Below are 26,214 nucleotides of genomic sequence, written 5' to 3'. Positions count from 1 at the left end.
TCCATCCGGCGGCCAGCGGCTCAATCCTTCGGCGGAGTCCAGCCGTCGTTGAGCGTGCGCATGAAGGCGACGATGGCGGCCTCCTCCTCGGCGCTCAGTCCCAGATTGCCGAGCTCATCGGTGTTGACGTTAGCGGCGATCTCAGTCTCGGGCCAGCAGTTGCGACCCGGCTCGGGTGCGTCGATCCGCTCGCAGACCGGCTTGGTGTCGCGGGTGTTGTAGAAGTGGACCACCTCTTCCAGACTCTTGTGAGCGCCGTTGTGCATGTAACTCTTGGCGAAGCCTTCAGAGGGTCGAAGATCGGCATTGCGCAGACTGGGCACCTTGAACTTGCCCAGGTTTTCCTCGGCGCGATCGGCGAAGCGCGGCACCGTCTTGAGGAAACCGCCAAGTCCTGGATCACGCCAGGCCGTGCCTTCTGGATTGCGCTCGCGCTGCTGATACCAGGGGTTGGCCGGGTTGCGCCCAACGCCGAGATTGTCATAGGTGAAATCGGTGAAGAGCGGCGGCTCGCCATTGGGGCCGGGGGTGTGTGGATGACAGGCGGCACAGTTGCCCTTGTCCTCGCGCTCGAAGAGCACCAGACCGAGCTGTTCCTGCTCGGTGAGCGGATAGCGTTGCGGATCCTTGAGATAGTAGTCGTACTTGGAACTGAAGGCGTTCATCTCGGACGAGGTCTCGAAAGCCAGGAGCGCCTGGGCAATGGCATTGAAGCCATCGGTTGGATTGGCGCACACTGACTCGCCGAACCAAGCACGCAACGCGCCGCTGGCGGAACCGGCACAGACACGCCGCACGAGTTCGGCATCATCTGTCAGATTCTGCTCGACCGGATTGAGGAACGGCCCCTGTGCCTGCTCGGCTGCCGGATGACCGAGCAGCCAACCAGTGGCGCGACCGTCCCAGAAGTTGCCGCCGACGAAGTGGTCTTCCTCGTTATCCAGATACAGCGGCGGACTGAAGCTCGCGTAAGCCGCCATCAGTGGACGGCGGTTGCCGAAGCGTCCGGCGACCGCGCCTTCATGCACGCCGCCGGAGGCATTGACCGCACTGTCCGGGCTGGTCCAGCCGGCGATTGGGGCATGACAGCTCGCACAGGATTGTCCGGGCGGCTCAGAGAGTGTGGCGTCGAAGAACAGTGCCTTGCCGAGCGCCACCAGCTCCGCGTCGGCCTGCGCCATCGGCACAGCGGCCAGGAGCGCGGCGGTTAACGTCACAGCGTACATCAGCGTTTTCCGGTCTCGATCTCGCATGTCGTCCTCATCAATCATCATGCATGGATATCAGGCTTCAAGATGGCTCCTGACCAGGGTGACTCAAGGCCGTGTGAGTCGATGCTCGACGCGCACCCGGCTTCCGGCTGGAGGATCGACGGCAAGTTGTGCATGAAAGTGCGCTGATTGGGCCTGGCGGTTGCGACGCATCAGGCTGGCATCGGTTTCGGCCAGCGCGTACCCATCGGCATCCAGCACCGTGATATGCACCTGTCCTGGAATGGCGCCGCGCGCCGGAATCCGTGGTCTGACCGTCCCGCGCACGGTCAAGCTGGATTCAGCGGCATTGGGTTTGGCCTGAACGAAACCAACATCGAAGCGGCTCGAAGACTGGCGTTCGACGCTCAGTGGCGCGTTCGGATTCGCCGCCTCCAGGGGCGTGGCCATGAGCAGCCAGGCCAAGGCCAGCGGGCCTGCCGTGATCGATTGAATATTCAAACGCATGGGTCTTGCCCTCCATTCGTCGTCGATGGGCCGGAGTCGGCATCGAGCGCCGCATCAGGTGTTGATTCGGCCTGCCTTCAAGGCTGGAACCAACCAGTAATGCAGATCACCACCCCGGAATTCTTCGGCCAGCGCCGCCAGCAGCGTCTCGGCGACCGGCAGCGGCAGATGGATCATGAACAGCACGCGCCGACTGCGCCCCGCGACCTGTTCGGCGAGACTCATCGATGACTCCGAGGAACCATGACCGGACACCGGCAGGCTCGTAAATCCGGGCACGTCCTCGCGTTCGAGCAGCCATTCGGCCAGCAGATCCTCGGTGTGCGGCGGGACGATCAGGTTGAGCAGCGAGTCAGACATGATCGATGGCTCCTGGCTGGGTGGCCGTAGCCCCTTGCTCTGAGACGGGCCGCGCGGAGACGCGCTTCACGCGCCGCCGATCACCGAAACGCCGATAGAGGATGGGCAACAGGATCAGGGTCAGCAGGGTCGCGCTGAGCAGACCGCCGATGACCACGATGGCCAGCGGACGCTGGATCTCGGAGCCGGGGCCGGTGGCGAACAACAGGGGTACGAGTCCGAAGGCGGCAATATTGGCCGTCATCAGCACCGGACGCAGACGCCGCCGCGCGCCCTCGACCACCACCACCTCCATCGGCCGCCCGAGTGCACGCAGTTGATTGAAATAGGTCAGCATCACCACGCCGTTGAGCACGGCTATACCAAGCAGGGCGATGAAACCGACCGAGGCCGGCACCGAGAGATATTCCCCGGTGAGGGCGAGCGCGAAGACCCCGCCGATGAGCGCGAAGGGCACGTTCGAGAGCACCAGCAGCGCTTGACTGACTGAGCCGAAGGTCGAAAACAGCACCAAAAAGATCAGCCCCAGTGCGATCGGCACCACCAACGCCAGACGCGCGGCGGCGCGTTGCTGGTTCTCGAACTCGCCGCCCCATTCGAGCCAGTAGCCGGGCGGCAGCTCGACCTGCTCGGTCACGGTGCGCCGCGCCTGCTCAACGAAGCCGACCAGGTCGCGTCCCTCGACATTGGCGATGGCCACCGCCAGGTTGTTGCCCCGTTCGCGGGTCAGGGCGACCGGACCCTCGACGCGCTCGAGTCGAGCCAGATTGGTCAGCGGGACCGAACCGCCCTCGGGCGGAGTCACGCGCAGACCAGCGAAGCGCGTCGGTGACTGGCGCAGATCTTCGGGACCACGAATCACGACCGGTCGCCGCTTGCCCTCCAGATAAACGGTGCCGACCGTGATACCCTCGACCTGGGCGCGCAGCGCACCCGCAAGCGTATCGGCGTCGATGCCGAGCCGTCCGGTCTCCAGACGATCGACGACCAGATTCAGATATTGAGCGCCGGCGTTACGCGGCGTATAGACGTCCCGAGCGCCCTCGATGTCCTGGAGCACGCCAACTACGGACTCGGCAAGTTGGTCGAGCCGTGCCGGATCCGGACCGAAGATTTTGACCGCCAGATCACCCCGCACGCCGGTGAGCATCTCCGAGACCCGCATCTCGATCGGCTGGGTGAAGGCGTACTCGACACCGGGGAAGCGTTCGAGCACCCGGCGGATCGACTCGACCAGCGCCTCCTTGTCCGGCACCTGCCATTCCTCCATCGGCTTGAGGACGAGGAAGCTGTCGGTCTGATTGAGTCCCATGGGGTCGAGGCCCAGCTCGTCCGAGCCGGTGCGGGCAATGATGGATTCGATCTCAGGCACCGCGTCGAGCAGCGCGCGCTGGACACGCTGGTCGATGGCGATCGACTCGGCCAGGGTGATCGAGGGCAACTTTTCGAGCTGCACGATCATATTGCCCTCGTCGAGGGTCGGCATGAAAGCCTTGCCGATCAGGGTATAGACATAGCCGGCGACCACCAGCAGCAGGATGGCCGCGCCAATCACCCAGCGCGAATGACGCAGCGCTGTGGTCAGAACCGGCACATAGAGGCGCCCGAGCATCCGCGGCAGCCAGGGTTCGTGCTCACCGTGTCCGGCCTTGAGCAGATAGGAGGCCAGCACCGGGATGATGGTCAGCGAGAGCAGCAGTGCGCTAGCGAGCGCGAAGACGATGGTCAGCGCTACCGGCACGAACAGCTTGCCCTCCAGACCCTGGAGCGTCAGCAGCGGCAGAAAGACGATGATGATGATCAGGATGCCCGAGGATACCGGCACCGCCACCTCGCGCGTGGCGCGATAGATCAGATGCAGGCGCGGCAATCGCCGCCCCGCCGAGCCCTGACTGAGCTGAGTGACCACGTTCTCGACCACCACCACGGCGGCATCGACCAGCATACCGATGGCGATCGCCAGCCCGCCGAGCGACATCAGATTGGCCGAGAGTCCGAACTGGTGCATCAGGATGAAGGTCGCCAGTGCGGCCAGCGGCAGAATCAAGGCCACGGTCAGGGCCGCGCGCGCATCGCCGAGAAAAAGCACCAGCAGCACGATAACCAGGATCGTGGCCTCGATCAGCGCCTTGGAGACGGTATGGACCGCGCGCTCGACCAGTACGCCACGGTTGTAGAAGACATCGATCGTGACGCCCTCGGGCAGGCTGGGTGCCAGTTCGTCGAGCTTGGATTGGATGCCGTCGACCAGGGCGCGCGCATTGGCGCCGCGCAGCGCCAGCACCAGTGCCTGGACCGTTTCGCCCTGACCATTGCGGGTCACGGCGCCATAACGGGTCAGGGCCGAGAGCCGGACCTCAGCGACATCGGCCACGCGCACCGGCTGACGTGTGTCGCCGCCGACCACGATCGCGCCCAGATCGTCGAGCGTCTGGATGGCGCCGGCACTGCGCACCAGCAAGACTTCCTCGCCCTCGTCGAGCCGACCAGCACCGTCGTTGCGATTGTTGGCCGCGATGGCCGCGCGCAACTGCTCCAGACTGATACCACGTACCGCCAGGCGGGCATTGTCCGGCACCACCTCGAAGCTGGTTACGAAACCACCGAGCGCGTTGACGTCAGCCACGCCGGGCACTGACCGCAAAGCGGGACGAATGGTCCAGTCGAGCAGATCGCGTCGCTCGGCGAGACTGAGTAAACCGCCCTCGATGCTGAACATGAACATCTCACCCAGCGGGGTGGTCATGGGCGCAATCCCGCCTTCGATGCCCTCAGGCAGATTGCCCCAGACACTGTTGAGCCGCTCAGCGACCTGCTGACGTGCCCAGACGATGTCGGTGCCTTCGGCAAAATCGATGGTGATATCGGTGAGTGCGTACTTAGCGATCGAGCGCAGCATGGTCTGACGCGGCAGACCCAGCATTTCGACTTCGATCAGACTGGTGATACGCGCGGCGACTTCCTCGGGTGTCATGCCGGGCGCCTTGACGATGATCTTGACCTGGGTGGTCGAGACATCGGGAAAGGCATCGATGGGCGTGAGCTGAACAGCGCGCCAGCCGCCGCCGATGAGCAGCGCCACGACCAGCAGCATCAGCAGCCGCTGGGTCAGTGCGAACTGAATCAGACGCGCAAGCATCACTCGCCCCCCAGCCAGGCGGCCTTGAGTGCCACCACGCCGCTGACGGCCACGCGATCCTCGGCCTGCAACGTCACCGCGCTCACCACGGCGTCCTGTTCCTCGCGGGCGATCAGGGTTACGGGCAGCGCCTCGAAACCGCCAGGACGCGCGACGAACACATACACCCCGGCCTCCTGACGCACCAGGGCGCTGGCGGGCAGCCGCCAGCTCGCCGCCTCGGCCTCGGTCGACAACTGCACCTCCACGAACTGCCCCGGACGCAGTCGACCGCTCGGATCATGGATCTCGGCACGGACCACCACGCCCTGATCGCGCTCATTGACCCATTGCCCGATGGTGATGAGATGTCCCGCTGTGTCTGGCAAGACCGTCGGCCACACTGGCGTGCCCACCCGGAGGTCGGCAAGTTGATCGGCCGGGACATGGATCTCCAGCCACAGCGGATCGAGATCGCCGAGACGATAGAGCGCGGTGGCACTATCGACCGACTGCCCGGTATTCACCAATTGTTCCAGGACCACGCCGCCGATCGGGGCGCGCACCGACAGCACGCTGGTCAGACGCCGGGTGCGCGTCAGGGTTGCGATGTCTTCGGCTGAGAGTCCGGCGAGTTCGAGCAACTGACGTTTGTAATCGACCAGCGTGGACTGCTCGCGGTATTTGGATTCGCTTTCGACCGAACGCCGTTCGGCGATGAGACCTTCGCGCTGGAGCGTGCGATCGCGTTCGCGTTCGCGTTCGGCGAGTTCGAGCCGGATCAGCGACTCCAGATAAGCGCTCTGGGCCTCGATCAGAGCCGGGCTGCGCAACTCAGCCAGAACTTGCCCTGTGCTGACCACATCGCCCTCGGCGACATGCAGACGTTCGAGCACACCGCTCCAGGGCGCGGCCACGACCCACAGTTGTGGATTGGGGACGACCACTGCCGCTGGATAACGGCGCGAACGCTGTTCGGTAGCGACCTGGGGCGTCGCCCATTCGATCTTGAACGCCTGTTGCTGCTCGGCGCTCATAGGGATGGTCTCGCCCGTCTGGCCGGAGAGCGGGACGAGCATGAGGATGAGCGCAAGACCGGGCCACGCCCGCTTGGATCGAGTCGTCGGCATCACTGTGGAATGACTCCCAGGGCTTGATTGAGTCGGGCACGGGCGCGCCCCTGTTCGAGGCGTCGCAATTCCAGCGCGACGCTGGCCTCGCGGGCGCTGTCCTCAGCGCGCAGCAGGGTCGTGAGATCGGCTTCACCGAGTTCGAAGGCACGGCGCACCAGGGTGAACGCCTCGTGCGCGGCCCTCTGACGCTGCTCGGCGATGGCAAGGGCTTCGCCGGCGCCGCGCCGGCTGAGACGTGCGGCGATGAGATCGGCCTCGGCCTGACGGAGCAGACGCTGTCGTTCGCTGGCCTGCTCAGTATAGATACGCTCGGCGGCGGCGATGGTCGGCGCGGCCTGGCTGGCGAGTCCGAAGGGGATGGAGAGTTCGATCTGAAGCGCCGTGGTCTGGTCGGCGCCGCGCGCGTCCCGTATGACCGTGGTGCCCAGACTCAGGAGGGGATGACCGGTACGCTCACTGCGCGCCTGATCACGCTGACGGCGCGCGACCCCGACGGCACTGTCAGCCTCGGCCATGAGCGGATGCTCGGGCGAAAGCTGGTCAGGGGGGAGTCGATCAGCCGCGCTCACCGCTTCCTCGCTGTCGTCGGGCAGCGCCGCCTGCCCCGTCAGATGACGATAGCGTGCGAGCGCCTCCTCGGCCTCCATCCGCGCCGCTTGGTACTCGGCTTCGCGATCGAGCACGGCTTGATGAGCGACCAGGGCATCGACGCGCGCCAGATCGCCTGCCGCCAAGCGCTTGTCGACCGTCGACGCCAGGGCACGCGCATTCGCGAGTGCCTGAGCCGCCTGATCGACCCGCCCCTGGGCCAGACGCGCGTTCCAGACTGTCTCGCGCACCCGCCCGGCCATTTCCCAGCGTAAGAACAGATCGAGGGTCGCGGCGCGCTCATCGAGCGCGGCGGCGACGGCCTGGCGTGCCGTGCGCTGCCCCGGCATCCACAGCGGTAGCTCGACCACGGCCTCCCAGTCGTAGGCGCCTTCGTCGGTGGTCAGCCGGTCGCTCAGGTGCTTCATACGCAGTCCCGGATCACTGGCGACCAGACTGGCGGCCTGACGATGCATGGCATCGCGCTCGTCGCGAAGCGCGCCGACCCGCGCGCGCTGGCCCTCCAGGTCGAGCGCCGAGTCGATCGCCTCGCCCAGCGTGCCGGCGCTCGCTGCCGCCGGCCCCAGGAGCAGGCAGAACAGGATCAGCCGCGCTCGGCGCCGATGACCGGTCTTTGGAGTGTGAGGAATATTTGAGTACATGGCGCCATCCTAGAGCGTCAAACTGAAACCAAACTGAATCCACGCATCCGGTTTTGAAACCGAATCGATCAGCGTCCGTCGAGATTCCGGTCCTGTAGCGGCAACCGAACATCCACCCCCAGTCCGCCGAGTTCGCCTGCACGCTCGAAGCCCAGGATACCCTGATAGCTGGCGACAATCTCCTTGACAATCGCCAGCCCCAGGCCATGCCCGCCGACCTGCTCATCGAGACGCACTCCGCGTTCGGTGATGTCGACGATGGCCTCCTCCGAGCAGCCCGGACCATCGTCCTCGACCCGCAACACCAGTGTCCCGGCCTCAATGAACAAACAGGCGCGCACGCGCTCGCGCGCCCACTTGCACGCGTTGTCGAGCAGATTGCCGAGCAACTCCAGCATGTCCTCGCGATCGAGAGCAAGCGGTGCGTCGATCATGTAGTCAAGCTCGATCTGCAGTGCCCGCTCGGCATGGATGCGTTCAAGCAAGCGCTTGAGCACGGGTAACTCAGCGGCCGGTTCGAAGGATTCACCCACACCGCCCGCCCCGGCCAGACGCGCGCGCTTGAGCTGACGCTCGGCGATCTGGCGCAAACGTTCGACCTGGTCGAGCAGCCCGGCGCGCGTCTCAGGCGTCAGATCCAGCTTGGGATCATTCAGATATTGACGCAGCAGGACCAGTGGCCCCTTGATGGCATGCGACAGATTGCCCGCGGCCGTCCGCGAACGCTCCAGACGCTGACCGAGCAAAACCAGCAGACGGTTGAGCTTGCGTACCAATGGTTGCATCTCGCGCGGCACGTCCTCGCTCAGGGTGACGATGCGTCCACGCTCGAGCTGCTCGATGTCCTGATCGATAGGGCGCAGACTGGCGAAGGCACGGCGCACGATGAGGCGCTGTATCAGCAGGATCAGCATCAAGCCCAGCACCGCTATGACGGCGAACAGATGCTCGAAGTGGCGCAATTCGGCCGTCAGCAGTGTGATGTCCTCAGCGAAGACCACCACCAGGTCGTACTCGCCGAAGCGGTAGCCTTCCGCCCAGGCCACGAGCGGCTGTCCGGCCGGACCTGATAACGTCCAGTGTCGTGTCTCGCCAGGATACAGCGTCTGAATTTCGAGATCCGTATCCCACAGTGAACGTGAACGCAGATGCTCGCCAGCCGCCGAAGCGATGACGAAGTAATGCCCTGAGTAGGGTTGCTCGTAGACGGACGTCAGGCGCGGCGACTCCAGGCGCAGGTGACCGCGCGCATCGAACCTGAGCGCACCGACCACGGCCTCCGCGTCGTGCTCCAGACGCGAGAGCACGAAGGCGTTGGCGGTGTGATGCAGGGCCATGTGTCCGAGCCACCAGGCGCCGCCGATCAGTAGCGCCAGGCTGAGCGCCAGTCCCAGATGGAGCCGACCTTCCAGTGATGTCATGGCTTCAACAGATATCCCTGTCCGCGCAAAGTTTGGATGCAATCGCGGCCGATCTTCTCGCGCAGGCGCCGCACATAGACCTCGATCAGATTATCGCCACGCTCGGCCTCAAGGTCGTAGACATGCTCCAGGAGCTGCGTCTTCGACAGGATGCGCCCTGGATTGAGCATCAGATAGCGCAACAGCCGAAATTCGGTTCCGGTCAGTTCGCGTGTCTCGCCGTCGGAGCGGGTGACCCGCTGCAGATCCTCGTCGAGCGACAGACCGCCGACGGCGAGTTCCGGGCGCAGGTTGCCCGCCGCGCGGCGCGTCAGGGCATTGAGACGCGCGATCAGTTCCTCGACATGGAAGGGTTTGCCCAGATAGTCGTCGGCACCGGCCTTGAGTCCATCGACACGCTCGGGCCAGGCATCGCGCGCGGTCAGGATCAGGACCGGCACGGCCAGACCACGAGCACGCCAGTGTCGCAGAACCTCCAGGCCAGGACGTTTGGGCAACCCGAGATCGAGGACGATGACGTCATAGGGTTCGAGTTCACCCAGGCGCCCGCCGATCACGCCGTCCTGCGCCTGATCGACCGCGAAGCCAGCGGCGTTCAGCGCCGGCAGTAGGGCCACAATCTGCGCCGGATCGTCTTCGACCAGTAACAAACGCATTTTAGAGCCTCCCGCTCAGTCGTCGCTCGACGATTCGATCAAGGCGCCGCTGGTCGCATCAAGTTCGAGTTCATGGATTCGACCAGCCGTGTCGTGGATACGAATCTCGTAGACATAGCGCCCAGCCTCCCGGTCCAGCTCTGCCTCCAGCAACTGACCCGGCTGAATCAGCGCCGCCCGTCGCATTACCTCGGACATTGACAGGATACGCCCTTCATCGTACAGGCGTTTGACACTGTCATGATCCAAATGATCGCCCAAGGCTCCGGTATTGAAGATCATCGAGCCGATGAAAAGAAGGTGCGACAGATGAGCGACAGGTTTCATATTGAACATCAGGGCAATCGCACTATCTGGATATTGACGAACGGCGATTGAGGTACGAGCGCGGAACCAACATCGGACAGCCAGATCGTGCTCAGACTTCGCGCCTGTTCAGCGCATCTCGAAGGCTTCCTGATGGAACTGCAAGCGTCCGCGCCAGGCGCGAGTCAGTCCGGTACGCAACCGTCTGGCGAATCCGCTCGGGCCGCAGAACCAGACTTCGGTCTTGCTCGATCCGTCGTGCATGGAGGTGAGATGCTCGGCGGTCAGGGTGCTTCCGGCCTGACTGTCATGGATGTGAAGCGAGACGCCCGGCAGGTCCGCGCACAAGCCCTTGAGGCGCTCAGCGAAGGGATCGCTCGCCCAATCGCGGGTGCTGTAATGCAGATCCGTGACGAGAGAGTCGTCCGGGTTGGCGCGCAGGGCTTCCAACCAGGCGATGAAGGGTGTGATACCGATTCCGCCGGCCACCCAGATCTGTCGTGCCTCGGGATTGCGGCGTGGGAGTTCAAAAAAGCCGTAAGGCCCCTCGACCGTCACCGCCTGCCCCACGGCAATGCGACGTGGCAGCGCGCGGGTAAAATCGCCCAGTGCCTTGATCAGAAAGGTCACACGACGATCCCCGTGATCGGCGCTGGCGATGGTGAAGGGGTGATGGCCCTCGAACCAATCAAAGCTCACAAAGGCGAACTGTCCGGCCTGATGTCCCCGCCAACGGGAGTCCAACTGACAGACCACCTCGGTGACATCACGCGCGGGTGTCGAGATCGACAGGATCGTCCCCCGTGCCCGGCGTGCCCGGCCGATGAGACCCAGGAGTGACAGGACGGCCGCGAACGATCCCGCCACCAGCAGCACCCCGAGCAGTAGGCCGAGCGGCTGGCTCCAGTAATCGGTCGGAGCCAGCACGGTGGCATGAAAGGCGAGCGCCAGGTACAGAAGCGGTACCGCACGATGGATATGGCGCCAGAGGTGGTATGGGAAACGCTTCAGGAGGCTCAATACGAGCATGGCCAGCAGCAGGTAGATGCCAATCTCGCCAAGTTCCTCACCAACATCACGCAACTCGTGCATCAGGCCGCTGAACTGCACTTCCAGCGGTTCTCCGAAACGACCGAACACGGATTTGATCAGGTCGTCGCAATCCTCAAGCAGCCAGTGCATGGCGGCGAAGCTGACCGCGAGAATGGCGGTCCATTTGTGCATTCGGTAGACGCGGTCCATGCCACCGAGCGGGCGTTCCAGCCAGGTCGGACGTGTCGCCAGCACCATCGCGAGCGACATCAGGCCGATCGCAAGCAGGCCGCTGAGGTAGAACGCCTGGCTTTGAATGGCCCAGGGCAGAGAGGTGGTGCCCAGGCCATTCACCCCGAGTGCACCCGCCCAGGCAAGGACGAGCAGCGCAATGAAGCCGGTCAGATAGATATTCATAATGGCATGCGATCCATTGATAAGATGGCTTACTTTTCCTTCTGCTTGATTAGGTCACCGGTTGCGGCGGCGAGATAGTGTTTGAGAATTGTCCCGTCGGCGGCGAGAATCTTGATCAGGCTCTGTTGACGCCGATTAAGCCGGGTCGATAGCAGATAGCGCTGTCCGACGGCGCCAAAGACAGGTGCAGTCTGATCGAGCAAGCTGAATTGCCGCTGAAAACCTCAACTGCAAATCGTGCATTTATAGCGCGGTTCTGGAGTATCTGAGCATCCACATTGAACAAGATCCACAGACATGGTGGCGGGAGTAACCACATGACGCAAAGCACGCTCATCCTCGGTCTTGGCAACACGCTCATGTCGGATGACGGCGTCGGTCCGCTGGTCGTTCGATACCTGAAGGCGGAGGCAGACCCCGCCGCGCCGCTGCAATTCCTTGACGGTGGAACCCTCAGTTTCAGCCTCGCGGGGCCGATTGAGGATTGCCGATGTTTGATTGTCGTGGATGCCGCCGCGATGGGCGATCCCCCAGGAACCGTTCGCGTCTTCGAAGGAGAGACCATGGATCGGCAGTTGCGCCAGCACGCCAAAAGCGTGCATGAGGTAAGTCTTGCGGACCTGCTGGACATGGTACGGCTGACGGATCGGTTGCCTGAGCGACGCGCCTTGGTGGGGATCGAGCCTGAGGTACTCGGCTGGGGCGACAGTTTGACCCCAGCGGTCGAGGCGGCAGTGCCAATGGCAATGGCCCGTATCAAGGAAATGCTTCGCCGATGGGATGAAACGGAAACCATCTGTTCGATCCAGTGAGGACTGTTTGCGGCCCATTAGGGCACTACCTTCCATCTGACGCACCACAAACGCTTGGCGGATGCCCATCATTGCAGGTTGCGTCCCTGACATCTGACGCCATTGATACTTTGGCTACATGATGGACGTTAACCTCAATCAGGGGTTGACCATCCGGGTCGATGAGATGGACGGCGCAGCCGATGCAGGGATCGAAGCTATGGATCGTCCGCAGGACTTCCAGCGGTTGCTTGACATCGGCCAGGCGATGGCCGACCAGGGCGCGCTCGTAGGGGCCGGCGGTATCCTGGCCATCGCGGGGTCCGGCATTCCATTGACTGGCGACGACACATTGATAGTTCGCGATCAGGCCGGATGTGCGATCAAGCCGCACCCAATGGCCCAGCGCACCGCGCGGCGCCTCGGTGAAACCGAAACCGACCGACTGGGGCCATCGCTGTGGCTGGGTCAAACGGGTGAAGGACTCGGGATTCCAGTAGGCCCCCGAGCGGTTGTTGAAATAGTGCTGATACCAGTCGGACATCTGGTCGGCGATGATCTTGGTTTCGAGCATCCGGCAGAAGATGCGCCCCAGCGTCGAATTCAGTTGCCCGATAGTCAGCCCCAGACCGTCTTGAGCGACTGGATTGGTCCAGTATTGCTGGACCGCGCGGCGCACCAGTTTGTCGGTGGGGAGCGTGCCCCGCGCGTGCATCGCCAGGATATGGGCCAGTGGGCCGACCTCCATGGGTTGGCCGTCATAGCGCGGTGACTTGATCCAGGAATAGCGATCGGACTCGTTGAGCATGTAGTGCGACGCGCCATCGGGCTTCGGTCCGGTGTAGTGGAGCGTCGTTGATCCAACGGATGGGTGTTCGCCTGAAGTGGAACCCCGGTACCAGGCATGCGCGACGTTCTCGGTGACTAGGGCGGGGTCGAAGGGACGCAGCCGCGTGGGATCGCTGGCCCAGATGACGCCCGGCGGGATCAGATAACCGGCGGGATAATCGATGGCGCCATCCTTGAACTCGGTCCTGACCAGCGCTGGGTCGGGAAAATCGCCGAAACAGAGGAAGTTTCCTTCCGTGGCGCCGATGCTCGCCCACTCTCGGTACTGACTCGCCAACAGACGCACGTCGGGAAGATAGACCTGATCGACGAAGGACTGCATGGTGGCGATGGCGGTCTTGATGATCCGCAGCCCCTCCCTGTTGAGAGACGTCCCGCCCGCGTCTTCGGTGATGCGTCCGGGATTGCTGCTCAGGGTGCAGGGCATGCCGCCCACCACCAGATTGGGATGCGGATCCTTGCCGCCGAAGACTGCGTGCAGTTTCACCACCTCGCGCGCCCAGCCCAGCGCCTCCAGATAGTGCGACACCATTAACAGGTTCGCCTCCGGGGACAGTTTGTAGGCAGGATGCCCCCAATAGCCATTAGCGAACAGACCGAGCTGGCCCCGACTCACCATGCCGTTCAGCTTATCCAGGAGCGTCTGAAAGTAGGCCGCATCGGGAAGCCGGCCCTGGTTGGGTTTGTGGCCGGGATTGTTGGTTCTGGCCAGGCTGGCGGTCGCGGCTGGACTGGCCTTCAAGGCGCTGACGACATCCACCCAATCCAGCGCGTGGAGATGGTAGAAGTGCATGACATGGTCATGCACATACTGAGCGCCAATCATCATGTTGCGGATGTAGTCGGCGTTCCTCGGCACCTTGATGCCGATGGCGTGTTCCACCGCCCGCACCGAGGTCAGCCCATGCACCACGGTGCAGACGCCGCAGATGCGTTGGGTAAAGGCCCAGGCGTCGCGCGGATCGCGCCCGAGAAGGATCGCCTCGACGCCCCGGACCATGGTGCTGGAGCTGAGACCGGGTTTGCTGATGACGCCACCGCCCTGGCCATCGGGCTCGGCATAGGCCTGTATCCGCAAGTGGCCCTCGATGCGGGTCATGGGATCGATGATGACATTCGGACGGGTGGCCATGGTTGTTCTCCTAGGCGGCGATGGGTTCATGCCCTGACACGTCAAGGCAGATGGGGATTAAGTCGGATGGGACGCGCTCAGTCATCATCATCATCGTCGTCGTCGTCGTCGTCGTCGTCATCATCATCGTCATCGTCATCGTGGTCGTCATCATCGTCGTGGCCACGGCCACGGCCACGGCCACGGCCACGGCGACGATCATGATCGTCGTCATCATCATCATCATCATCATCATCATCGTCATCGTCGTCATCTCCCTCGCCGTCGGCCAACGGGACATAGAATCCTTTCTGACCGTTCAGGTTGAGACGATCCCAGAAATCAGGCTCCGAGCAGCCGATGCAGCCATGTCCGGACATCATTGGAAAACTGGTGCCCTGATTCCATTTGATCGTGGCGCAGGCGTTATGCGTGACCGGCCCTTTACAGCCGAGCTTGATCAGGCAGCCCCCACGGCGAGCAGCGGCATCATCGAAGGAGCGTGCCAGAGGGCCATCGTCGTAGGTTTCCTCGCGATAGCATTCGTCATGGACGGTTTCGTCATAAAACATCGAGGGGCGATGGAGGTCATCCAGATCGGGCATCCCGCGCGCCAGGTAGTAGAGGATGACGCCCGTCATCACCTCCGGAATCGGCGGGCATCCAGGCAGGTTGATCAAGGGCTTGCTGACCCCGAGCTGGCGCATCAAGTCATGGATGGACACTGCGCCGGTGGGGTTGGGATCGGCCTTCGGCAGTCCGCCGAAGCTGGCGCAAGAGCCCACGGCGATAATCAGCCCGGCATTTCTCGCGGCATCCCGGAAGCGGGCGACCCCGCTGCGTTCGCCGCTGATGAAATACCCGTTATCCCATTGGGCGGGGATCGATCCGTCCACCACCAGCACATAGCCGGATGTTCGCGTGACGGTCCTGAGCTGTTCCTCGGCCTGCTCACCGGCGGCGGCCATCAGGGTTTCCTGATAATCCAGCGAAATCAGGTTGAGGATCAGGTTGTCGATGGTGGTGCCGCCACGGAAGGCGAAGGAGTTCACCATCGATTCCAGGCAGCCCGTGCATTCCTGAAACGACATGTAAACGACCGAGGGTCTGTTGCGCGCGGTTGCGGCGGCGGCCAGTTGCGGCACCATGGCTTGCGGCAAGGCCATCAGAGACGCCATGCCGGCACAGAAAGACAGGAAACGCCGTCGGCTGATGCCCAGTTCGAGCAATCGACTCGCGGTGGCGTCGTCGAGCATGACCTCCCCGTCCGTCCGTGCCTGTTCCTGCATCCAGGTCGATGGCTTCTGTCGCGCTGTGGTCATGGTCGTTTTCCTCGCGTCTGATTCGGCTGAGTGGTGCCGGCATGCGTCATCGTTGACGGTTCAACACGCGAGACCGTGAGCGCCTGGTCGAGCCGATTCAAACCCGCGCGCAGGTCTGCCGCATGGGGCCTCAGGATGTCCGGGATCATGGTGATTTCGATGAATTCCGTGACGATGCCGCCCTGTTCGTTGGCGTGAGTCAGCCACCACACGCCGGGGTATTGGGTTTCCCTGACCGTGATCTTGACGTCCGCCTCGATCACGGCGGTCACCTCGCCCGTCGATAAGGCATCCTTGAGCGCTTGATAGGTCGCCGATCGCATGCGTGGCAGCGATCTCAAATCAATCACGCTCGGTCGTCCCGATTCAATGAGCCGCCTGAGTGATGTCTGAATCTCGCTCAGCACGCTGTCGATCATGAATGGATCGCCGGCCTGCCGCATGTGGCAGTCAACACGAACAGGAATATCGCTTAAGCTGGTCACGGTCATTTCACTCCATTGCGCCAGGCACAGCAGATCGCGCTCGCGGCCGAGCTGAGGCCGCTGACGCATGGTTCCGCTCAAGTCTCGAAAGGCAGGGCTAGTTTGATCGAGCAAGCTGAATTGCTGCTGAAAACCTCGACCTCAAATCGTATGAGGTTGACATCTCAGGTTTTGGACATTGTGGGAATTGAGGTCGAGCGAATCGGTGCTCGACGTGCGCGCCGATGTTTCACGTGAAACACCGGCAGAACGGATGCTGGATCGGCCCACTGGCCTCGGACTCAGTCTTGATGTTCCACGTGGAACATCGCCAATGATTGGCTCTTGCCAAAGAGTCCTGGATCACTGTCGGTCGCCACGCGCGTGACGATGATCTGATTGCCCGTGGATTCAAAAGCGTTCCACAATCGCTCAGCCATGGCTCGATCCAGCTCGGCTTCAAGATCGTCGAGCAGCCAGATCACAGACGCGCGGCCATGGGCACGATGAACGCGCTCAGCGGCCAGTTGCAGCAGCGCGACCACGATCTTGGCCTGTCCACGCGAAAAGCCACGCCTCCCCTCTCCCGGCTCGATGCGAAAATCAGCGCGCGAGGGACCAGCCAGCGTGTAGCCGCGCGTCAGCTCTTGATCGGCCAGTGAGTCCAGGGTCTCACCCAGCGCTCGACCGTCCGGCCAACCGCGCCGATAGTGCAGATCGGCGGCGCGCAAAAAGGGATAGTCATCACGCAGATCCAGAAAACAGGCTCGCCATTCAGCGTGGAACAGCCCACGCTGGCGGTCCATGGATTCAGCCAGCTCGATAAAACTTCGATCCCACAGACCACGCTGACTGCCACCTGAGCGGATGGCCGCGTTGCGCTGCATAAGGACGCGAGTAAAATCCTTGTGGAGTTGAGCAAAGCGATGTTCCACGTGGAACACATTCCAGTCCAGAAAACGACGTCTCAGACTCGGCTCGCTGTCGAGGAGTGTTTGGGCGTTTTCGCCAATCAGCTTGACCTGCAAGGGTGAGCGCCAATCCGCGCCGCCCGTCTCCGGCCACAGTGGCGGATGGACAGCGCGCGTGGCTGCGGCGCCCTCCTTGACATAGCGAATGCGCACCGCTTCACGATCAGACGGCTGATAGACACCTTCAATGCGAGTGAATGACGCACCGTTGGTCGTGAGCGGCCCGGCCTTGGTTCCACGAAAAGTCCGGCCGCGCGCAAGCAGATAGATGGCTTCCAGGATACTGGTCTTACCTGCCCCATTGGCGCCTGTCAGCAAAAGCGTCCGGGTATCGATGGCGAAATCAAGCCGCTGGATGTTGCGCAGCGACTCGATTCGGAGCGAACGCAGTCCTGGCCCTGGAACCGCGCTCGAACGTTCCACGTGGAACATTGGGCGTGATATGTGAAACGCGGGGCCAGAAGACTCTGAAACGGCGTCCGAGTGTTCCACGTGGAACATGCCTCCAGATCGAGTGGATCACAGGACGTTTGATTCAGCGTGCGGATGCGGATCAGAGCCGCATCGGCATGACGACGAAGGTCTCACTCTCGACGCCCACGCCACGCCAGATCGAGCTGCCGTTGGCATCCTGGAAATGAATGATCACCGAGCTTTCGTCGATCACGCCGAGCACATCCATCAAATAAGCCACGTTGAAGCCGATGGAAATCGGTTCGCCGTCATAATCCATCTCAATCTCCTCCTCGGCCTCCTCCTGCTCGGGGTTGTGCGCCAGCAGCTTGAGCGTGCCCGGATCGAAGCTCAGACGCACGCCGCGATACTTCTCATTCGAGAGGATCGAGGTACGCGACAGCGCGCGTTTCAGCGCGTCCTTTTCGACCGTAGCCGTGCGCCCGATGTTGCTTGGAATCACGCGCTCGTACTCGGGATAGCGGCCATCGACAAGCTTGGAGGTCATGGTCATGGCACCAATCACCACACGCAGACTGCGCTCTCCCAACCGGATCGAGACCAGATCGTCCGCATTGCCCAACTGACGCTTCAGTTCCATGACCGTCTTGTTGGGCACGATCACCTGACGGTCGCTGTCGAGCGTCAGGTCGAGCGGGGTGACGAACTTGGCCAGCCGATGTCCATCGGTGGCCACGGCGATCAGGACGGTTGAATGCAGCTCCAGCAGCAGACCGTTCAGATAGTAGCGGACATCCTGTTGCGCCATGGCGAAGGCGGTTTTGTCGAGCAGCCGCTTGAGCTGGCTCTCCTGGACCTGAAAATCGAAACCGCCCTCCTCCAGGTCCATGGTTGGGAAATCAGCCGCCGGCAGCAGTCCGAGCGTAAAACGTCCGCGACCGGAGGTGACGACACAGCGCTCGTCCTTGACGCGGAGCCGAACCTCGGAACCCTCGCTCAGGTTGCGGCAGATGTCGACCAGCTTACGGGCCGGAACCGTAGTCTCGCCCTCTTGCTGGATATCGGCCTCGAAGCTGGTCTTGACCTCCACTTCCAGGTCGGTGCCGGTGAGGGTGACGCGCCCCTCGCGGGCGACGACGAGCAGATTACCCAGGATCGGCAGGGTTTGTCGGCGCTCGACGACGCCGATCACCTTATTGAGCGCGGGCAGGACGATTTCTCGGTTCGCAACGAATTCCATCGGTAGCTCCATGATCGTGCAGAGATGGATAAAGCAAGCTTAGCTAGCTCGTTATTGGATCAATTATGAGTCGCTCAAAGCGTCAGGATTCTCAGCAGATTCTTATAGTCTTCCTCGATGGCCGCGTCACTCTCGCGCAGGCTTTTGATCTTGCGGGTCGCGTGCAGGACCGTGGTGTGATCCCGGCCACCGAAGGCGTGGCCGATCTCCGGCAGGCTGTGCTTGGTCAATTCCTTGGCGAGCGCCATCGCCAGCTGACGCGGGCGCGCCAGCGAGCGGCTGCGTTTGGCCGAGAGCAGATCCGAGGTGCGCAACTTGTAGTATTCAGCGACCGTGCGCTGGATGTTCTCCAGGCTCACTTGCTTGTCCTGAGCCACGAGCACGTCGCGCAAGGCTTGCTTGGCAAACTCCAGGGTGATGGGCTTGCCGGTGAAGTGCGCATTGGCGACCAAACGTCTGAGCGCGCCCTCGAGTTCGCGGATGTTCGAGCGAATACGGCGCCCAACGAAAAAAGCCACGTCCTCCGGTAGCGTGACGCCGAGCTGCGTCGCCTTGCAGTGTAGGATGGCCACACTGGTCTCAAGATCGGGCGGGTCGATGGCGACCGTCAGACCCCAGCCGAAGCGCGAGCGCAGACGTTCCTCCAGACCCGTTACTTCCTTGGGAAAACGGTCGCTGGACAACACGATCTGCTGCCTGGATTCCAGGAGCGCATTGAAGGTATGGAAAAACTCCTCCTGCGAACGCTCCTTGCCGGCGAAAAACTGGACATCGTCGATCAGGAGCGCGTTGACCGAGCGATAGGTTTTCTTGAAGTCCTCGATACGATTGTTTTGCAGGGCCTTGATCATCTCGGCGACGAAGCGCTCGGAGTGCAGATAAACGACCCGCGCGTTCGGATTGGAGGCCAGAATGACGTTGCCGACCGCGTGCATCAGATGCGTCTTGCCGAGTCCCACCCCACCATAGATAAAGAGCGGATTGTAGGTGCCGCCTGGGTTGCGGGCGATCTGGATCGAGGCCGCGCGCGCGAGCTGGTTGGATTTGCCCTCGACAAAGGTGTCGAAGTTGAAATCAGCGTTCAGGTTAGCCGCCGCACGCCGCGTGGCGAGATCCGAGTCGATCGCGGTCGTTGCCGTCGAGCCGGCACGGGCACCCTTCCCTTTTGTAGAGCTGGTTTCACGCGCGAATTCGCCGACCTCGAAATGAAGCTGCGAGACCTGGCCCTGACTGTGACGCTCACAGAGTTCGAGCAGCCGATCGGCATAGTGCTTGCGCGTCCAGTCGAGCACGAAGCGGTTCGGAGCCAGCAGCCTGAGCAGTGGACCATCCACGCGCGCTTGCAGCGGCAGGATCCAGGTGTTGAACTCGGCGGACGTCAGCTCGGCCTTCAATTGATTGATGCAATGCTCCCACAGGGCCACGGCGTTTCCCGACAGGCGTCGTCTTGGTTCGGAAGGACTGATGATGGACCCGGCGAGAAGAGCCGGACGCGGATTCGTTCCCTGAGCCAACACACAAGTTTAGCGCCCTCGCATGGACTTATCCACAGCTCAAACCGATCTCGCGCGTATTCTGATTGACTTTGGATGAAAAATTGCCTACATTTCCGGCCCTTTTATAGCTGGGTCATTAGGCCCTGCCCCATCATCGAGTTCCCGGGAGTACCGTTCATGAAGCGCACTTTTCAGCCCAGCCGCCTGAAGCGGGCTCGTACCCATGGTTTCCGCGCGCGCAATGCCACACGCAATGGTCGTAAGGTTCTGAGTGCGCGTCGCGCCAAGGGCCGTGTCCGCCTGACGCCCTGAGTACCAACGAGCGGGGCGGCGACGCTAACCAGCGTTTCGGACGCGACCGGCGACTCACCAACTCGGGGCAATTCAAGCGCGTTTTTGCCGAAGCGAGCCGAGCGAACCGCCAAAGCCTTGTCGTGCTCTATCGGCCCAACGGTCTCGACCGACCGCGTCTGGGTCTGGCCATCGCCAAGAAATGCGCCCGTCGCGCCGTCGATCGCAATCGGCTCAAACGCCTTGCGCGCGAGAGTTTTCGACGATCTTTCCAGCGACTTCCGGGGGTCGATATCGTGGTTCTCTGCGCCCAGGGCGCGACCCGTGAGTCGAACCAGCGGCTGTTCGACGTCCTGGAGCGGGCTTGGTCGCACATCGGGAAATCATCATGCGTCGAATCTTGATCGGGCTGATTCGGGTTTATCAATACCTGATCAGCCCGCTGCTCGGTCCGCGTTGTCGCTTCTACCCCACCTGCTCCCACTATGCCGTGGAGGCCATCGAGGTCCACGGTGTCGCGCGCGGGAGCTATCTGGCCCTTCGCCGCTTGTTGCGTTGTCACCCCTGGCATCCAGGCGGTATCGATCCAGTCCCTGAAAAAAGGCAGACCACGATTCATGGATAACCAGCGCTTGTTTCTCTTCCTTGCACTGGCTGCGGTGCTGTTTCTGATCTACGAGTCTTGGATGCAGGACTATGGCCGTCCCGCCCAGCTCCCGGTGGCGCAGGAGCAGGTTCAGGGTGCCCCTGGCGTTCCTGTGCCCTCCGTCAATGAAATTCCGACCGTTTCAACCACGCCCGGCGCTGTTCCAGCCGGCGCTGCCCTGTCTTCGGCACTCGATGAGGCCCTCATCCAAGTCGAGACTGATTTACTGCGGCTTGAGATCTCGCCGCGCGGCGCGACCATCGCCAGTGCCTGGCTGCTCGACTATGCCGTCGTTCCTGAGCGTCCCGAGGACAAGTTCCGGTTGCTCAAGCCGGAACCGCCGAACATGTTCATCGTCCAGTCGGGGCTGTTGGGCGAGCAACCCGATGTGCTGCCAACGCACGAGGCCGTTTTCACCAGCGCCCAGACAAGCTATGCACTGCAACCTGGTAACGACCGGCTCGAAGTCACGCTCGAATGGACTAACGACACCGGCATCCGGGTCAAGAAAATCTACACCTTCACGCGCGGCAGCTATCTGATCGAGTCGCGTCAGGTGGTCGAGAATGGAACCGGCGCGCCCTTGATCGCGCGTGCCTACGACCAGCTCCAGCGTACCGAACTGTACGACCCGAACGAGCCGAGCTTCGTCCACACCTTCACCGGGGGCGTCTATTACAGCCCTGAGGATAAGTACAAAAAGGTCTCGTTCGACGACATCGCCGAGGGCAAGCTCGACCGCACCGTGACCGATGGCTGGATTGCCATGATGCAGCATTATTTCATGGCGGCCTGGATTCCGCCGCGCGGCGTGGCCGAGACCTTCTACACCAACGCCCTGAACAATTCGCGCTACATCATCGGCAAGTATTCGCCGCCGTTCAGCATCGCGCCCGGCACCGAGCATGTCTTCGAGAATCAACTCTTCGTCGGCCCTAAGCTTCAGGATACACTCGAAGAGATCGCACCCGGTTTTGAGCTGGCAGTCGACTACGGCTGGCTCACCGTTATTGCCAAGCCGATTTTCTGGCTGCTCAGCTGGATCCACGCGGTAGTTGGCAACTGGGGTTGGGCGATCATCGTGCTCACCATCCTCATCAAGCTCGCTTTCTACAAGCTCTCGGAGACCAGCTATCGCTCGATGGCGCACATGCGCCAGCTCACGCCACGGCTCCAGGCGCTCAAGGATCGCTATGGCGACGACAAGCAGCGGCTGAATCAGGCGATGATGGAGCTCTACAAGACCGAGAAGATTAATCCGCTCGGCGGCTGTCTGCCGATCCTGGTGCAGATCCCGGTGTTCATCGCGCTCTACTGGGTGTTACTCGAAAGCGTCGAGATGCGTCAGGCGCCCTTCGTGCTCTGGCTCAACAACCTCTCAGCGCCTGATCCTTACTTCATTCTGCCGCTGATCATGGGCGTGTCCATGTTCGTGCAGCAGAAGCTCAACCCCGCACCGCCGGACCCGATCCAGGCCAAGATCATGATGAGTCTGCCGTTCGTGTTCACCGTGTTCTTCGCCTTCTTCCCGTCGGGCCTGGTGCTCTACTGGACGGTCAACAACCTGCTCTCGATCGCCCAGCAGTGGAAGATCACGCGCGATCTGGAGCTGGAGACCGCCAAGCGTCGGCGCTAAGACGTGGCGCGCCGGTGAGCGAGCCGCTGACATGACCGGCGAGACCATCGCCGCCATCGCCACACCGCCCGGGATGGGCGGCGTGGGCATCGTGCGAGTCAGCGGGTCACTCGCGCGCGCCATCGCTGTTGGCATTCTCGGGCGTGTTCCTGAGCCGCGCCAGGCGGCTTTCGGCGGCTTTCGCGAGGCCGATGGCGGTTTCATCGACGAAGGGCTAGCACTCTATTTTCAGGCACCGCGCTCTTTCACCGGCGAGGACGTGCTGGAGCTTCAGGGGCACGGCGGCCCCATCGTCATGGACCTGCTGCTGCGCCGCTGTCTGGAATTGGGCGCACGGCTGGCGCGTCCCGGCGAGTTCAGCGAACGTGCGTTCCTCAACGGCAAGCTCGATTTAATCCAGGCTGAGGCAGTCGCCGATCTGATCGAAAGCTCGACCGCGCTCGCTGTGCGGCTGGCTGGACGCAGTCTGCAAGGCGTCTTCTCCCATCGCATCAATGCGCTCGTCGAGTGTCTGATTCAGGTGCGATTGCACGTCGAGGCCACACTCGACTTTCCGGATGAGGACATCGATCTGGCCGACGAGCCGAGCGTCGCTGCCGATCTGTCCGCCATTCTGGAGGCCGTCGACCGCCTCCTGGCCGACGCGCACCAAGGCCAGATCATCCGCGAGGGGTTGGCGGTCGTGATCGCCGGGGCGCCCAATGTCGGCAAGTCGAGTCTGCTCAACGCGCTCTGCGGCTCGGAGGCCGCCATCGTCACCGACATTCCCGGCACCACGCGCGATCTGCTTAAGTTCGACATCCAGGTCGATGGACTGCCGATCCGGATCGTCGACACCGCTGGACTGCGCCACACCCATGACCCGATCGAGCAGGAAGGCGTGCGTCGTGCGCAAGCGGCCTTGAATGAAGCCGATCTGGTGCTCTGGGTCCAGGCCGTCGATCACCAACCGGATGAATCGATCCGCGCCACCTTTCCCGCCGGCTGTCCCGTCACCCGTGTCCGCAATAAGATCGATCTGCTCGGCGAGTCGGCCCGTCTCATCGAACGGGATCGCGAGACCGAAATTGCGCTGTCGGTCGCGACCGGCGAGGGGCTGGATCTACTCAAAACCCATCTCAAATCGCATGCCGGCCTGAGCACGCACCCCGAGGGCGCTTTCATCGCACGACGCCGCCATCTCGACGCGCTGGAACGCGCCCGCCAGGCACTGCGAGCCGCCACCGCCACTCTGGATCAAAGACTCGGCGCCGAACTGGTCGCCGAAGAATTACATCTGGCCCAGCGCGCTCTGGGCGAAATCACTGGCCAGTTCACCTCAGACGATCTACTTGGGCGGATCTTCTCCAGCTTCTGTATCGGCAAATAACGCGTACTTTCGACCTGCTTCGAGCTGACGATAAACGCCCAAGGCCACCAGCAGATTGCTGATCGACAGCACGCGCAGCACCGACAGGCTGTGCTCGCACAGATGGATAATCCAGGTGAGCCAGGAGAGCAGCATGTGATGAGTCCGGAGCGGGTGGATGATGAGGATGTCGCGTTCCATGCGGTATCATCTGCCCTCTGTTAAGGCCGAGTCCGGGAGACCAACCCGCAAACCCATGAATACTCAGACGGTCGAGCAGACGTCACCCGGCGAGCCACCCCGTCAACCACGGGACGCCCGTCACCATATCGCCGATATTCTGCTCGACAGCGGCCTCATCACTGCTGAGCAGGCGACCTATGCGCGTCGCGTGCATGGCAAGCTTCGCAATGACCATTCGCTGACTCAGGTGCTGCTGGAACTGGGTTATCTGGATACCCGGCAGCTCAGTCAGGCGCTACGCGAACATCGTCAGGTCGTACCGCTGGGCCACCTGCTGGTGGAACTGGGTTATATCAAACCTCAGGAACTACAGGCCGCTCTCTCGGCCCAGAAAGAACCGGAATTTCAGGGCAAGCGCTTGGGCGAGATCCTGCTCGAAAAGCGCCTGATCCAGGAATATCAGTTGATCGAGGTACTGGCCGATCAGTTGGGGTTTCTCCACGAAGAACCCAGTTTCGCTTCGATCGAGCGCGATCTCCTGTTCCAGGTCACCCACCACTGGTGCAAACGCTTTCAAGCGGTTCCCATTCGCCGCGACGACGAAGGTATCGTCGTCGCCTTTCGCAATCCACTCGATGCCGCGGCCCGACAGGCGGCGGAAGGCGCCTTTGGCTCGGTGGTCGCCGCGATCAGCACCCGTCGCGCGATCGAGGAGGCCATCAAACACTACGAGGATGGCCGTCAGAACGTTGCTCAGGTGGCGGTGGAGGTCGATGAGGCCAACGCGGCGAGTGTCATCGATGGCTTGATCGTCGATGCCCTGACACTCGGCGCCAGTGACATCCATATCGAGCCGATGCGCCAGCAGATCCGTGTGCGCATGCGCCAGGACGGCATCCTCATGCTCCGCAAGGAATTCGATCTGAGCATGGCGGCGGCCGTCAGCAGTCGACTGAAGGTGCTGTGCCAGGCCGACATCACCGAGAAGCGCCGCCACCAGGGCGGTGGCTTTCGCTTCGAAGATACGCAAAAAGGCCTGAAAACCGATGTGCGTGCCTCCTTCTATTCCACCATCTTCGGCGAAAAGATCGTCCTGCGCCTGCTCAGCCGCAAGGCCGAACTGCTCGATATCAAGGAGGTCGGACTCTCCCCGCGCGTGCTCCAACGCTTCATCGAGGATGCCCTGGAACTTCCAAGCGGGGTCATCATGATCACCGGACCCACGGGTTCCGGCAAGACCACGACACTCTACGGCTGCATCAACTATCTCAACGACATGGAGTGCAGCATCACCACCGCCGAGGATCCGGTCGAGTACGTCATCGACGGCATCGCTCAGTGCAATCTCAACCCCAAGATCAACCTCACGTTCGAGGAAACGCTGCGCCATATGGTCCGCCAGGATCCGGACATCATCGTCCTCGGTGAGATCCGCGACCAGCTTTCGGCCGAGTCGGCCATCCAGGCGGCCTTGACCGGTCACAAGGTGCTGACGACCTTTCATACGGAAGACAGCATCGGCGGCTTGCTACGGCTGATGAACATGCAGATCGAGACCTTCCTGATCTCCTCGACCGTGGTGTCCGTGCTGGCCCAGCGCTTGCTGCGACACGTCTGCGTGCAGTGCGCCGAACCCTATCGGCCCACTGCCCATGATCTGCATCGGCTCGGCTGTTCTCAAGCCGACCTGGCCGGTGCCCAGTTTCGCCAGGGACGCGGTTGCAATGCCTGTCACTATACCGGCTACGCGGGACGTGTCGGCGTCTTCGAGCTACTGGTGTTGAACGAAATGGTCAAGGATGCCATCTTGAACAAACGGACATCCGCTGAGATTCGGCGGGTGAGCATCGAGAGTTCTGGACTCATCACACTTCTGGAGGATGGCTTGAGCAAGGCCGCTCTGGGGATGACCAGTCTGCACGAAGTGCTGCGTCACCTGCCACGCCTGAGCCGCCCACGTCCGCTGCGGGACATCTGGCGCCTGGCCGGCGAGACACCGAAATCCTGAACCCAGGCCCCGCGCGATGTTCGCCCGGTCGGC

At 62.4% G+C, this 26,214-nt stretch carries 26 protein-coding genes; 8 read left to right on the top strand and 18 right to left on the bottom strand.

Annotated features, from left to right (window positions below):
• Window positions 1-20: 20 nt before the first annotated feature.
• The 9 genes from GJ668_RS05390 to GJ668_RS20515 form a co-directional block, all read right to left on the bottom strand.
• A complete protein-coding gene (locus tag GJ668_RS05390; RefSeq protein WP_246194641.1) occupies window positions 21-1,226 on the bottom strand; it encodes a cytochrome-c peroxidase in 1,206 nt (401 codons plus the stop codon).
• Between the two features lie 90 nt (window positions 1,227-1,316).
• Window positions 1,317-1,718: a hypothetical protein gene (locus GJ668_RS05385; protein WP_155449122.1), complete on the bottom strand. Its 402-nt coding sequence runs from the start codon at window positions 1,716-1,718 to the stop codon at window positions 1,317-1,319.
• A 54-nt stretch (window positions 1,719-1,772) separates the two neighbouring features.
• Entirely contained in the window at window positions 1,773-2,078 is a 306-nt protein-coding gene (locus GJ668_RS05380) for a DUF3240 family protein (RefSeq protein ID WP_155449121.1), read from the bottom strand.
• The gene (locus GJ668_RS05375) at window positions 2,071-5,217 is read right to left on the bottom strand and encodes an efflux RND transporter permease subunit (RefSeq protein ID WP_155449120.1); all 3,147 of its coding nucleotides are present in this window, start codon (window positions 5,215-5,217) and stop codon (window positions 2,071-2,073) included. The genes GJ668_RS05380 and GJ668_RS05375 overlap by 8 nt, the downstream gene beginning before the upstream one ends.
• Complete coding sequence (locus GJ668_RS05370; RefSeq protein WP_155449119.1) at window positions 5,217-6,326, bottom strand: efflux RND transporter periplasmic adaptor subunit; 1,110 nt, start codon at window positions 6,324-6,326, stop codon at window positions 5,217-5,219. The genes GJ668_RS05375 and GJ668_RS05370 overlap by 1 nt, the downstream gene beginning before the upstream one ends.
• Window positions 6,326-7,579 carry a TolC family protein gene (locus GJ668_RS05365; RefSeq protein ID WP_155449118.1) on the bottom strand — a complete coding sequence of 418 codons (1,254 nt, stop codon included), beginning with the start codon at window positions 7,577-7,579 and terminating at the stop codon, window positions 6,326-6,328. Before GJ668_RS05365 ends, GJ668_RS05370 begins: the two co-directional genes overlap by 1 nt.
• A gap of 68 nt (window positions 7,580-7,647) precedes the next feature.
• Window positions 7,648-9,000, bottom strand: coding sequence for a sensor histidine kinase (locus GJ668_RS05360; RefSeq protein ID WP_155449117.1), 1,353 nt, complete (start codon window positions 8,998-9,000; stop codon window positions 7,648-7,650).
• On the bottom strand, window positions 8,997-9,656 hold the full coding sequence (locus GJ668_RS05355; protein WP_155449116.1) for a response regulator transcription factor: 660 nt from the start codon (window positions 9,654-9,656) through the stop codon (window positions 8,997-8,999). The genes GJ668_RS05360 and GJ668_RS05355 overlap by 4 nt, the downstream gene beginning before the upstream one ends.
• Window positions 9,657-9,671: 15 nt before the next feature.
• Complete coding sequence (locus GJ668_RS20515; RefSeq protein WP_246194640.1) at window positions 9,672-9,854, bottom strand: PepSY domain-containing protein; 183 nt, start codon at window positions 9,852-9,854, stop codon at window positions 9,672-9,674.
• Window positions 9,855-9,896: 42 nt separating this feature from the next.
• On the opposite strand from GJ668_RS20515, the gene GJ668_RS20510 reads away from it, so the two are divergent.
• Complete coding sequence (locus GJ668_RS20510) at window positions 9,897-10,034, top strand: hypothetical protein (protein WP_246194639.1); 138 nt, start codon at window positions 9,897-9,899, stop codon at window positions 10,032-10,034.
• Between the two features lie 57 nt (window positions 10,035-10,091).
• Here the strand turns inward: GJ668_RS20510 and GJ668_RS05345 are convergent, their stop codons facing one another.
• Window positions 10,092-11,411 carry a ferredoxin reductase family protein gene (locus GJ668_RS05345; RefSeq protein WP_155449114.1) on the bottom strand — a complete coding sequence of 440 codons (1,320 nt, stop codon included), beginning with the start codon at window positions 11,409-11,411 and terminating at the stop codon, window positions 10,092-10,094.
• A 29-nt stretch (window positions 11,412-11,440) separates the two neighbouring features.
• On the bottom strand, window positions 11,441-11,614 hold the full coding sequence (locus GJ668_RS05340) for a hypothetical protein (protein WP_155449113.1): 174 nt from the start codon (window positions 11,612-11,614) through the stop codon (window positions 11,441-11,443).
• Between the two features lie 114 nt (window positions 11,615-11,728).
• On the opposite strand from GJ668_RS05340, the gene GJ668_RS05335 reads away from it, so the two are divergent.
• Complete coding sequence (locus GJ668_RS05335; RefSeq protein ID WP_155449112.1) at window positions 11,729-12,223, top strand: HyaD/HybD family hydrogenase maturation endopeptidase; 495 nt, start codon at window positions 11,729-11,731, stop codon at window positions 12,221-12,223.
• A 25-nt stretch (window positions 12,224-12,248) separates the two neighbouring features.
• Here the strand turns inward: GJ668_RS05335 and GJ668_RS05330 are convergent, their stop codons facing one another.
• From GJ668_RS05330 to dnaA, 6 genes are all read right to left on the bottom strand, one after another.
• Window positions 12,249-14,183 (bottom strand): nickel-dependent hydrogenase large subunit, encoded by a 1,935-nt coding sequence (locus GJ668_RS05330; RefSeq protein ID WP_155449111.1) that lies wholly within the window; start codon window positions 14,181-14,183, stop codon window positions 12,249-12,251.
• Between the two features lie 77 nt (window positions 14,184-14,260).
• Window positions 14,261-15,418: a hydrogenase small subunit gene (locus GJ668_RS05325; protein WP_155449110.1), complete on the bottom strand. Its 1,158-nt coding sequence runs from the start codon at window positions 15,416-15,418 to the stop codon at window positions 14,261-14,263.
• 62 nt (window positions 15,419-15,480) lie between these two features.
• Window positions 15,481-16,038 (bottom strand): hydrogenase expression/formation C-terminal domain-containing protein, encoded by a 558-nt coding sequence (locus tag GJ668_RS05320; protein WP_155449109.1) that lies wholly within the window; start codon window positions 16,036-16,038, stop codon window positions 15,481-15,483.
• A gap of 212 nt (window positions 16,039-16,250) precedes the next feature.
• Window positions 16,251-17,342, bottom strand: a complete 1,092-nt coding sequence (recF, locus tag GJ668_RS05315; protein ID WP_186342905.1) for a DNA replication/repair protein RecF — start codon at window positions 17,340-17,342, stop codon at window positions 16,251-16,253.
• A gap of 130 nt (window positions 17,343-17,472) precedes the next feature.
• Window positions 17,473-18,573 carry a DNA polymerase III subunit beta gene (gene dnaN / locus GJ668_RS05310; protein WP_155449107.1) on the bottom strand — a complete coding sequence of 367 codons (1,101 nt, stop codon included), beginning with the start codon at window positions 18,571-18,573 and terminating at the stop codon, window positions 17,473-17,475.
• 74 nt (window positions 18,574-18,647) lie between these two features.
• Window positions 18,648-19,997 carry a chromosomal replication initiator protein DnaA gene (gene dnaA / locus GJ668_RS05305; RefSeq protein ID WP_186342904.1) on the bottom strand — a complete coding sequence of 450 codons (1,350 nt, stop codon included), beginning with the start codon at window positions 19,995-19,997 and terminating at the stop codon, window positions 18,648-18,650.
• 249 nt (window positions 19,998-20,246) lie between these two features.
• Here dnaA and rpmH point away from each other — a divergent pair, with 249 nt between their 5' ends.
• Genes rpmH through mnmE form a run of 5 tightly spaced genes read left to right on the top strand, consistent with a single transcriptional unit; the run spans window position 20,247 to window position 24,011 of the window.
• On the top strand, window positions 20,247-20,381 hold the full coding sequence (gene rpmH / locus GJ668_RS05300) for a 50S ribosomal protein L34 (RefSeq protein ID WP_155449106.1): 135 nt from the start codon (window positions 20,247-20,249) through the stop codon (window positions 20,379-20,381).
• Complete coding sequence (gene rnpA, locus GJ668_RS05295) at window positions 20,378-20,764, top strand: ribonuclease P protein component (protein WP_155449104.1); 387 nt, start codon at window positions 20,378-20,380, stop codon at window positions 20,762-20,764. Before rpmH ends, rnpA begins: the two co-directional genes overlap by 4 nt.
• Window positions 20,749-20,985, top strand: coding sequence for a membrane protein insertion efficiency factor YidD (gene yidD / locus GJ668_RS05290; RefSeq protein WP_155449102.1), 237 nt, complete (start codon window positions 20,749-20,751; stop codon window positions 20,983-20,985). Before rnpA ends, yidD begins: the two co-directional genes overlap by 16 nt.
• Window positions 20,978-22,642: a membrane protein insertase YidC gene (gene yidC, locus GJ668_RS05285; protein WP_155449101.1), complete on the top strand. Its 1,665-nt coding sequence runs from the start codon at window positions 20,978-20,980 to the stop codon at window positions 22,640-22,642. Before yidD ends, yidC begins: the two co-directional genes overlap by 8 nt.
• A 31-nt stretch (window positions 22,643-22,673) precedes the next feature.
• Window positions 22,674-24,011: a tRNA uridine-5-carboxymethylaminomethyl(34) synthesis GTPase MnmE gene (mnmE, locus tag GJ668_RS05280; RefSeq protein ID WP_155449099.1), complete on the top strand. Its 1,338-nt coding sequence runs from the start codon at window positions 22,674-22,676 to the stop codon at window positions 24,009-24,011.
• Here the strand turns inward: mnmE and GJ668_RS05275 are convergent.
• Window positions 23,970-24,191, bottom strand: coding sequence for a hypothetical protein (locus GJ668_RS05275; RefSeq protein ID WP_155449097.1), 222 nt, complete (start codon window positions 24,189-24,191; stop codon window positions 23,970-23,972). The genes mnmE and GJ668_RS05275 overlap by 42 nt on opposite strands.
• On the opposite strand from GJ668_RS05275, the gene GJ668_RS05270 reads away from it, so the two are divergent.
• Window positions 24,190-26,181, top strand: a complete 1,992-nt coding sequence (locus GJ668_RS05270) for a GspE/PulE family protein (protein WP_246194637.1) — start codon at window positions 24,190-24,192, stop codon at window positions 26,179-26,181. The two genes, GJ668_RS05275 and GJ668_RS05270, sit on opposite strands and share 2 nt — an antisense overlap.
• Window positions 26,182-26,214 lie beyond the last annotated feature (33 nt).

It is taken from the genome of Allochromatium palmeri (assembly GCF_009720725.1).
Classification (GTDB): Bacteria; Pseudomonadota; Gammaproteobacteria; order Chromatiales; family Chromatiaceae; genus Thermochromatium; species Thermochromatium palmeri.
Note: the sequence above shows the minus strand (reverse complement) of the source record. Positions and strands in the feature narration are given on the sequence as shown.

Coding starts and splice junctions, on each gene's coding strand:
- GJ668_RS05365 (WP_155449118.1), bottom strand. CDS start 7,579: ATGTACTCAAATATTCCTCACACTCCAAAGACCGGTCATCGGCGCCGA.
- GJ668_RS05345 (WP_155449114.1), bottom strand. CDS start 11,411: ATGAATATCTATCTGACCGGCTTCATTGCGCTGCTCGTCCTTGCCTGG.
- GJ668_RS05335 (WP_155449112.1), top strand. CDS start 11,729: ATGACGCAAAGCACGCTCATCCTCGGTCTTGGCAACACGCTCATGTCG.
- GJ668_RS20510 (WP_246194639.1), top strand. CDS start 9,897: ATGATCCAAATGATCGCCCAAGGCTCCGGTATTGAAGATCATCGAGCC.
- mnmE (WP_155449099.1), top strand. CDS start 22,674: ATGACCGGCGAGACCATCGCCGCCATCGCCACACCGCCCGGGATGGGC.
- GJ668_RS05370 (WP_155449119.1), bottom strand. CDS start 6,326: ATGCCGACGACTCGATCCAAGCGGGCGTGGCCCGGTCTTGCGCTCATC.
- dnaN (WP_155449107.1), bottom strand. CDS start 18,573: ATGGAATTCGTTGCGAACCGAGAAATCGTCCTGCCCGCGCTCAATAAG.
- GJ668_RS05320 (WP_155449109.1), bottom strand. CDS start 16,038: ATGCGTCAGCGGCCTCAGCTCGGCCGCGAGCGCGATCTGCTGTGCCTG.
- GJ668_RS05325 (WP_155449110.1), bottom strand. CDS start 15,418: ATGCTCGACGACGCCACCGCGAGTCGATTGCTCGAACTGGGCATCAGC.
- yidC (WP_155449101.1), top strand. CDS start 20,978: ATGGATAACCAGCGCTTGTTTCTCTTCCTTGCACTGGCTGCGGTGCTG.
- GJ668_RS05375 (WP_155449120.1), bottom strand. CDS start 5,217: ATGCTTGCGCGTCTGATTCAGTTCGCACTGACCCAGCGGCTGCTGATG.
- GJ668_RS05330 (WP_155449111.1), bottom strand. CDS start 14,183: ATGGCCACCCGTCCGAATGTCATCATCGATCCCATGACCCGCATCGAG.
- GJ668_RS05385 (WP_155449122.1), bottom strand. CDS start 1,718: ATGCGTTTGAATATTCAATCGATCACGGCAGGCCCGCTGGCCTTGGCC.
- GJ668_RS05270 (WP_246194637.1), top strand. CDS start 24,190: ATGCGGTATCATCTGCCCTCTGTTAAGGCCGAGTCCGGGAGACCAACC.
- GJ668_RS05360 (WP_155449117.1), bottom strand. CDS start 9,000: ATGACATCACTGGAAGGTCGGCTCCATCTGGGACTGGCGCTCAGCCTG.
- yidD (WP_155449102.1), top strand. CDS start 20,749: ATGCGTCGAATCTTGATCGGGCTGATTCGGGTTTATCAATACCTGATC.
- GJ668_RS05380 (WP_155449121.1), bottom strand. CDS start 2,078: ATGTCTGACTCGCTGCTCAACCTGATCGTCCCGCCGCACACCGAGGAT.
- GJ668_RS05275 (WP_155449097.1), bottom strand. CDS start 24,191: ATGGAACGCGACATCCTCATCATCCACCCGCTCCGGACTCATCACATG.
- GJ668_RS05390 (WP_246194641.1), bottom strand. CDS start 1,226: ATGTACGCTGTGACGTTAACCGCCGCGCTCCTGGCCGCTGTGCCGATG.
- GJ668_RS05355 (WP_155449116.1), bottom strand. CDS start 9,656: ATGCGTTTGTTACTGGTCGAAGACGATCCGGCGCAGATTGTGGCCCTA.
- rpmH (WP_155449106.1), top strand. CDS start 20,247: ATGAAGCGCACTTTTCAGCCCAGCCGCCTGAAGCGGGCTCGTACCCAT.
- GJ668_RS20515 (WP_246194640.1), bottom strand. CDS start 9,854: ATGTCCGAGGTAATGCGACGGGCGGCGCTGATTCAGCCGGGTCAGTTG.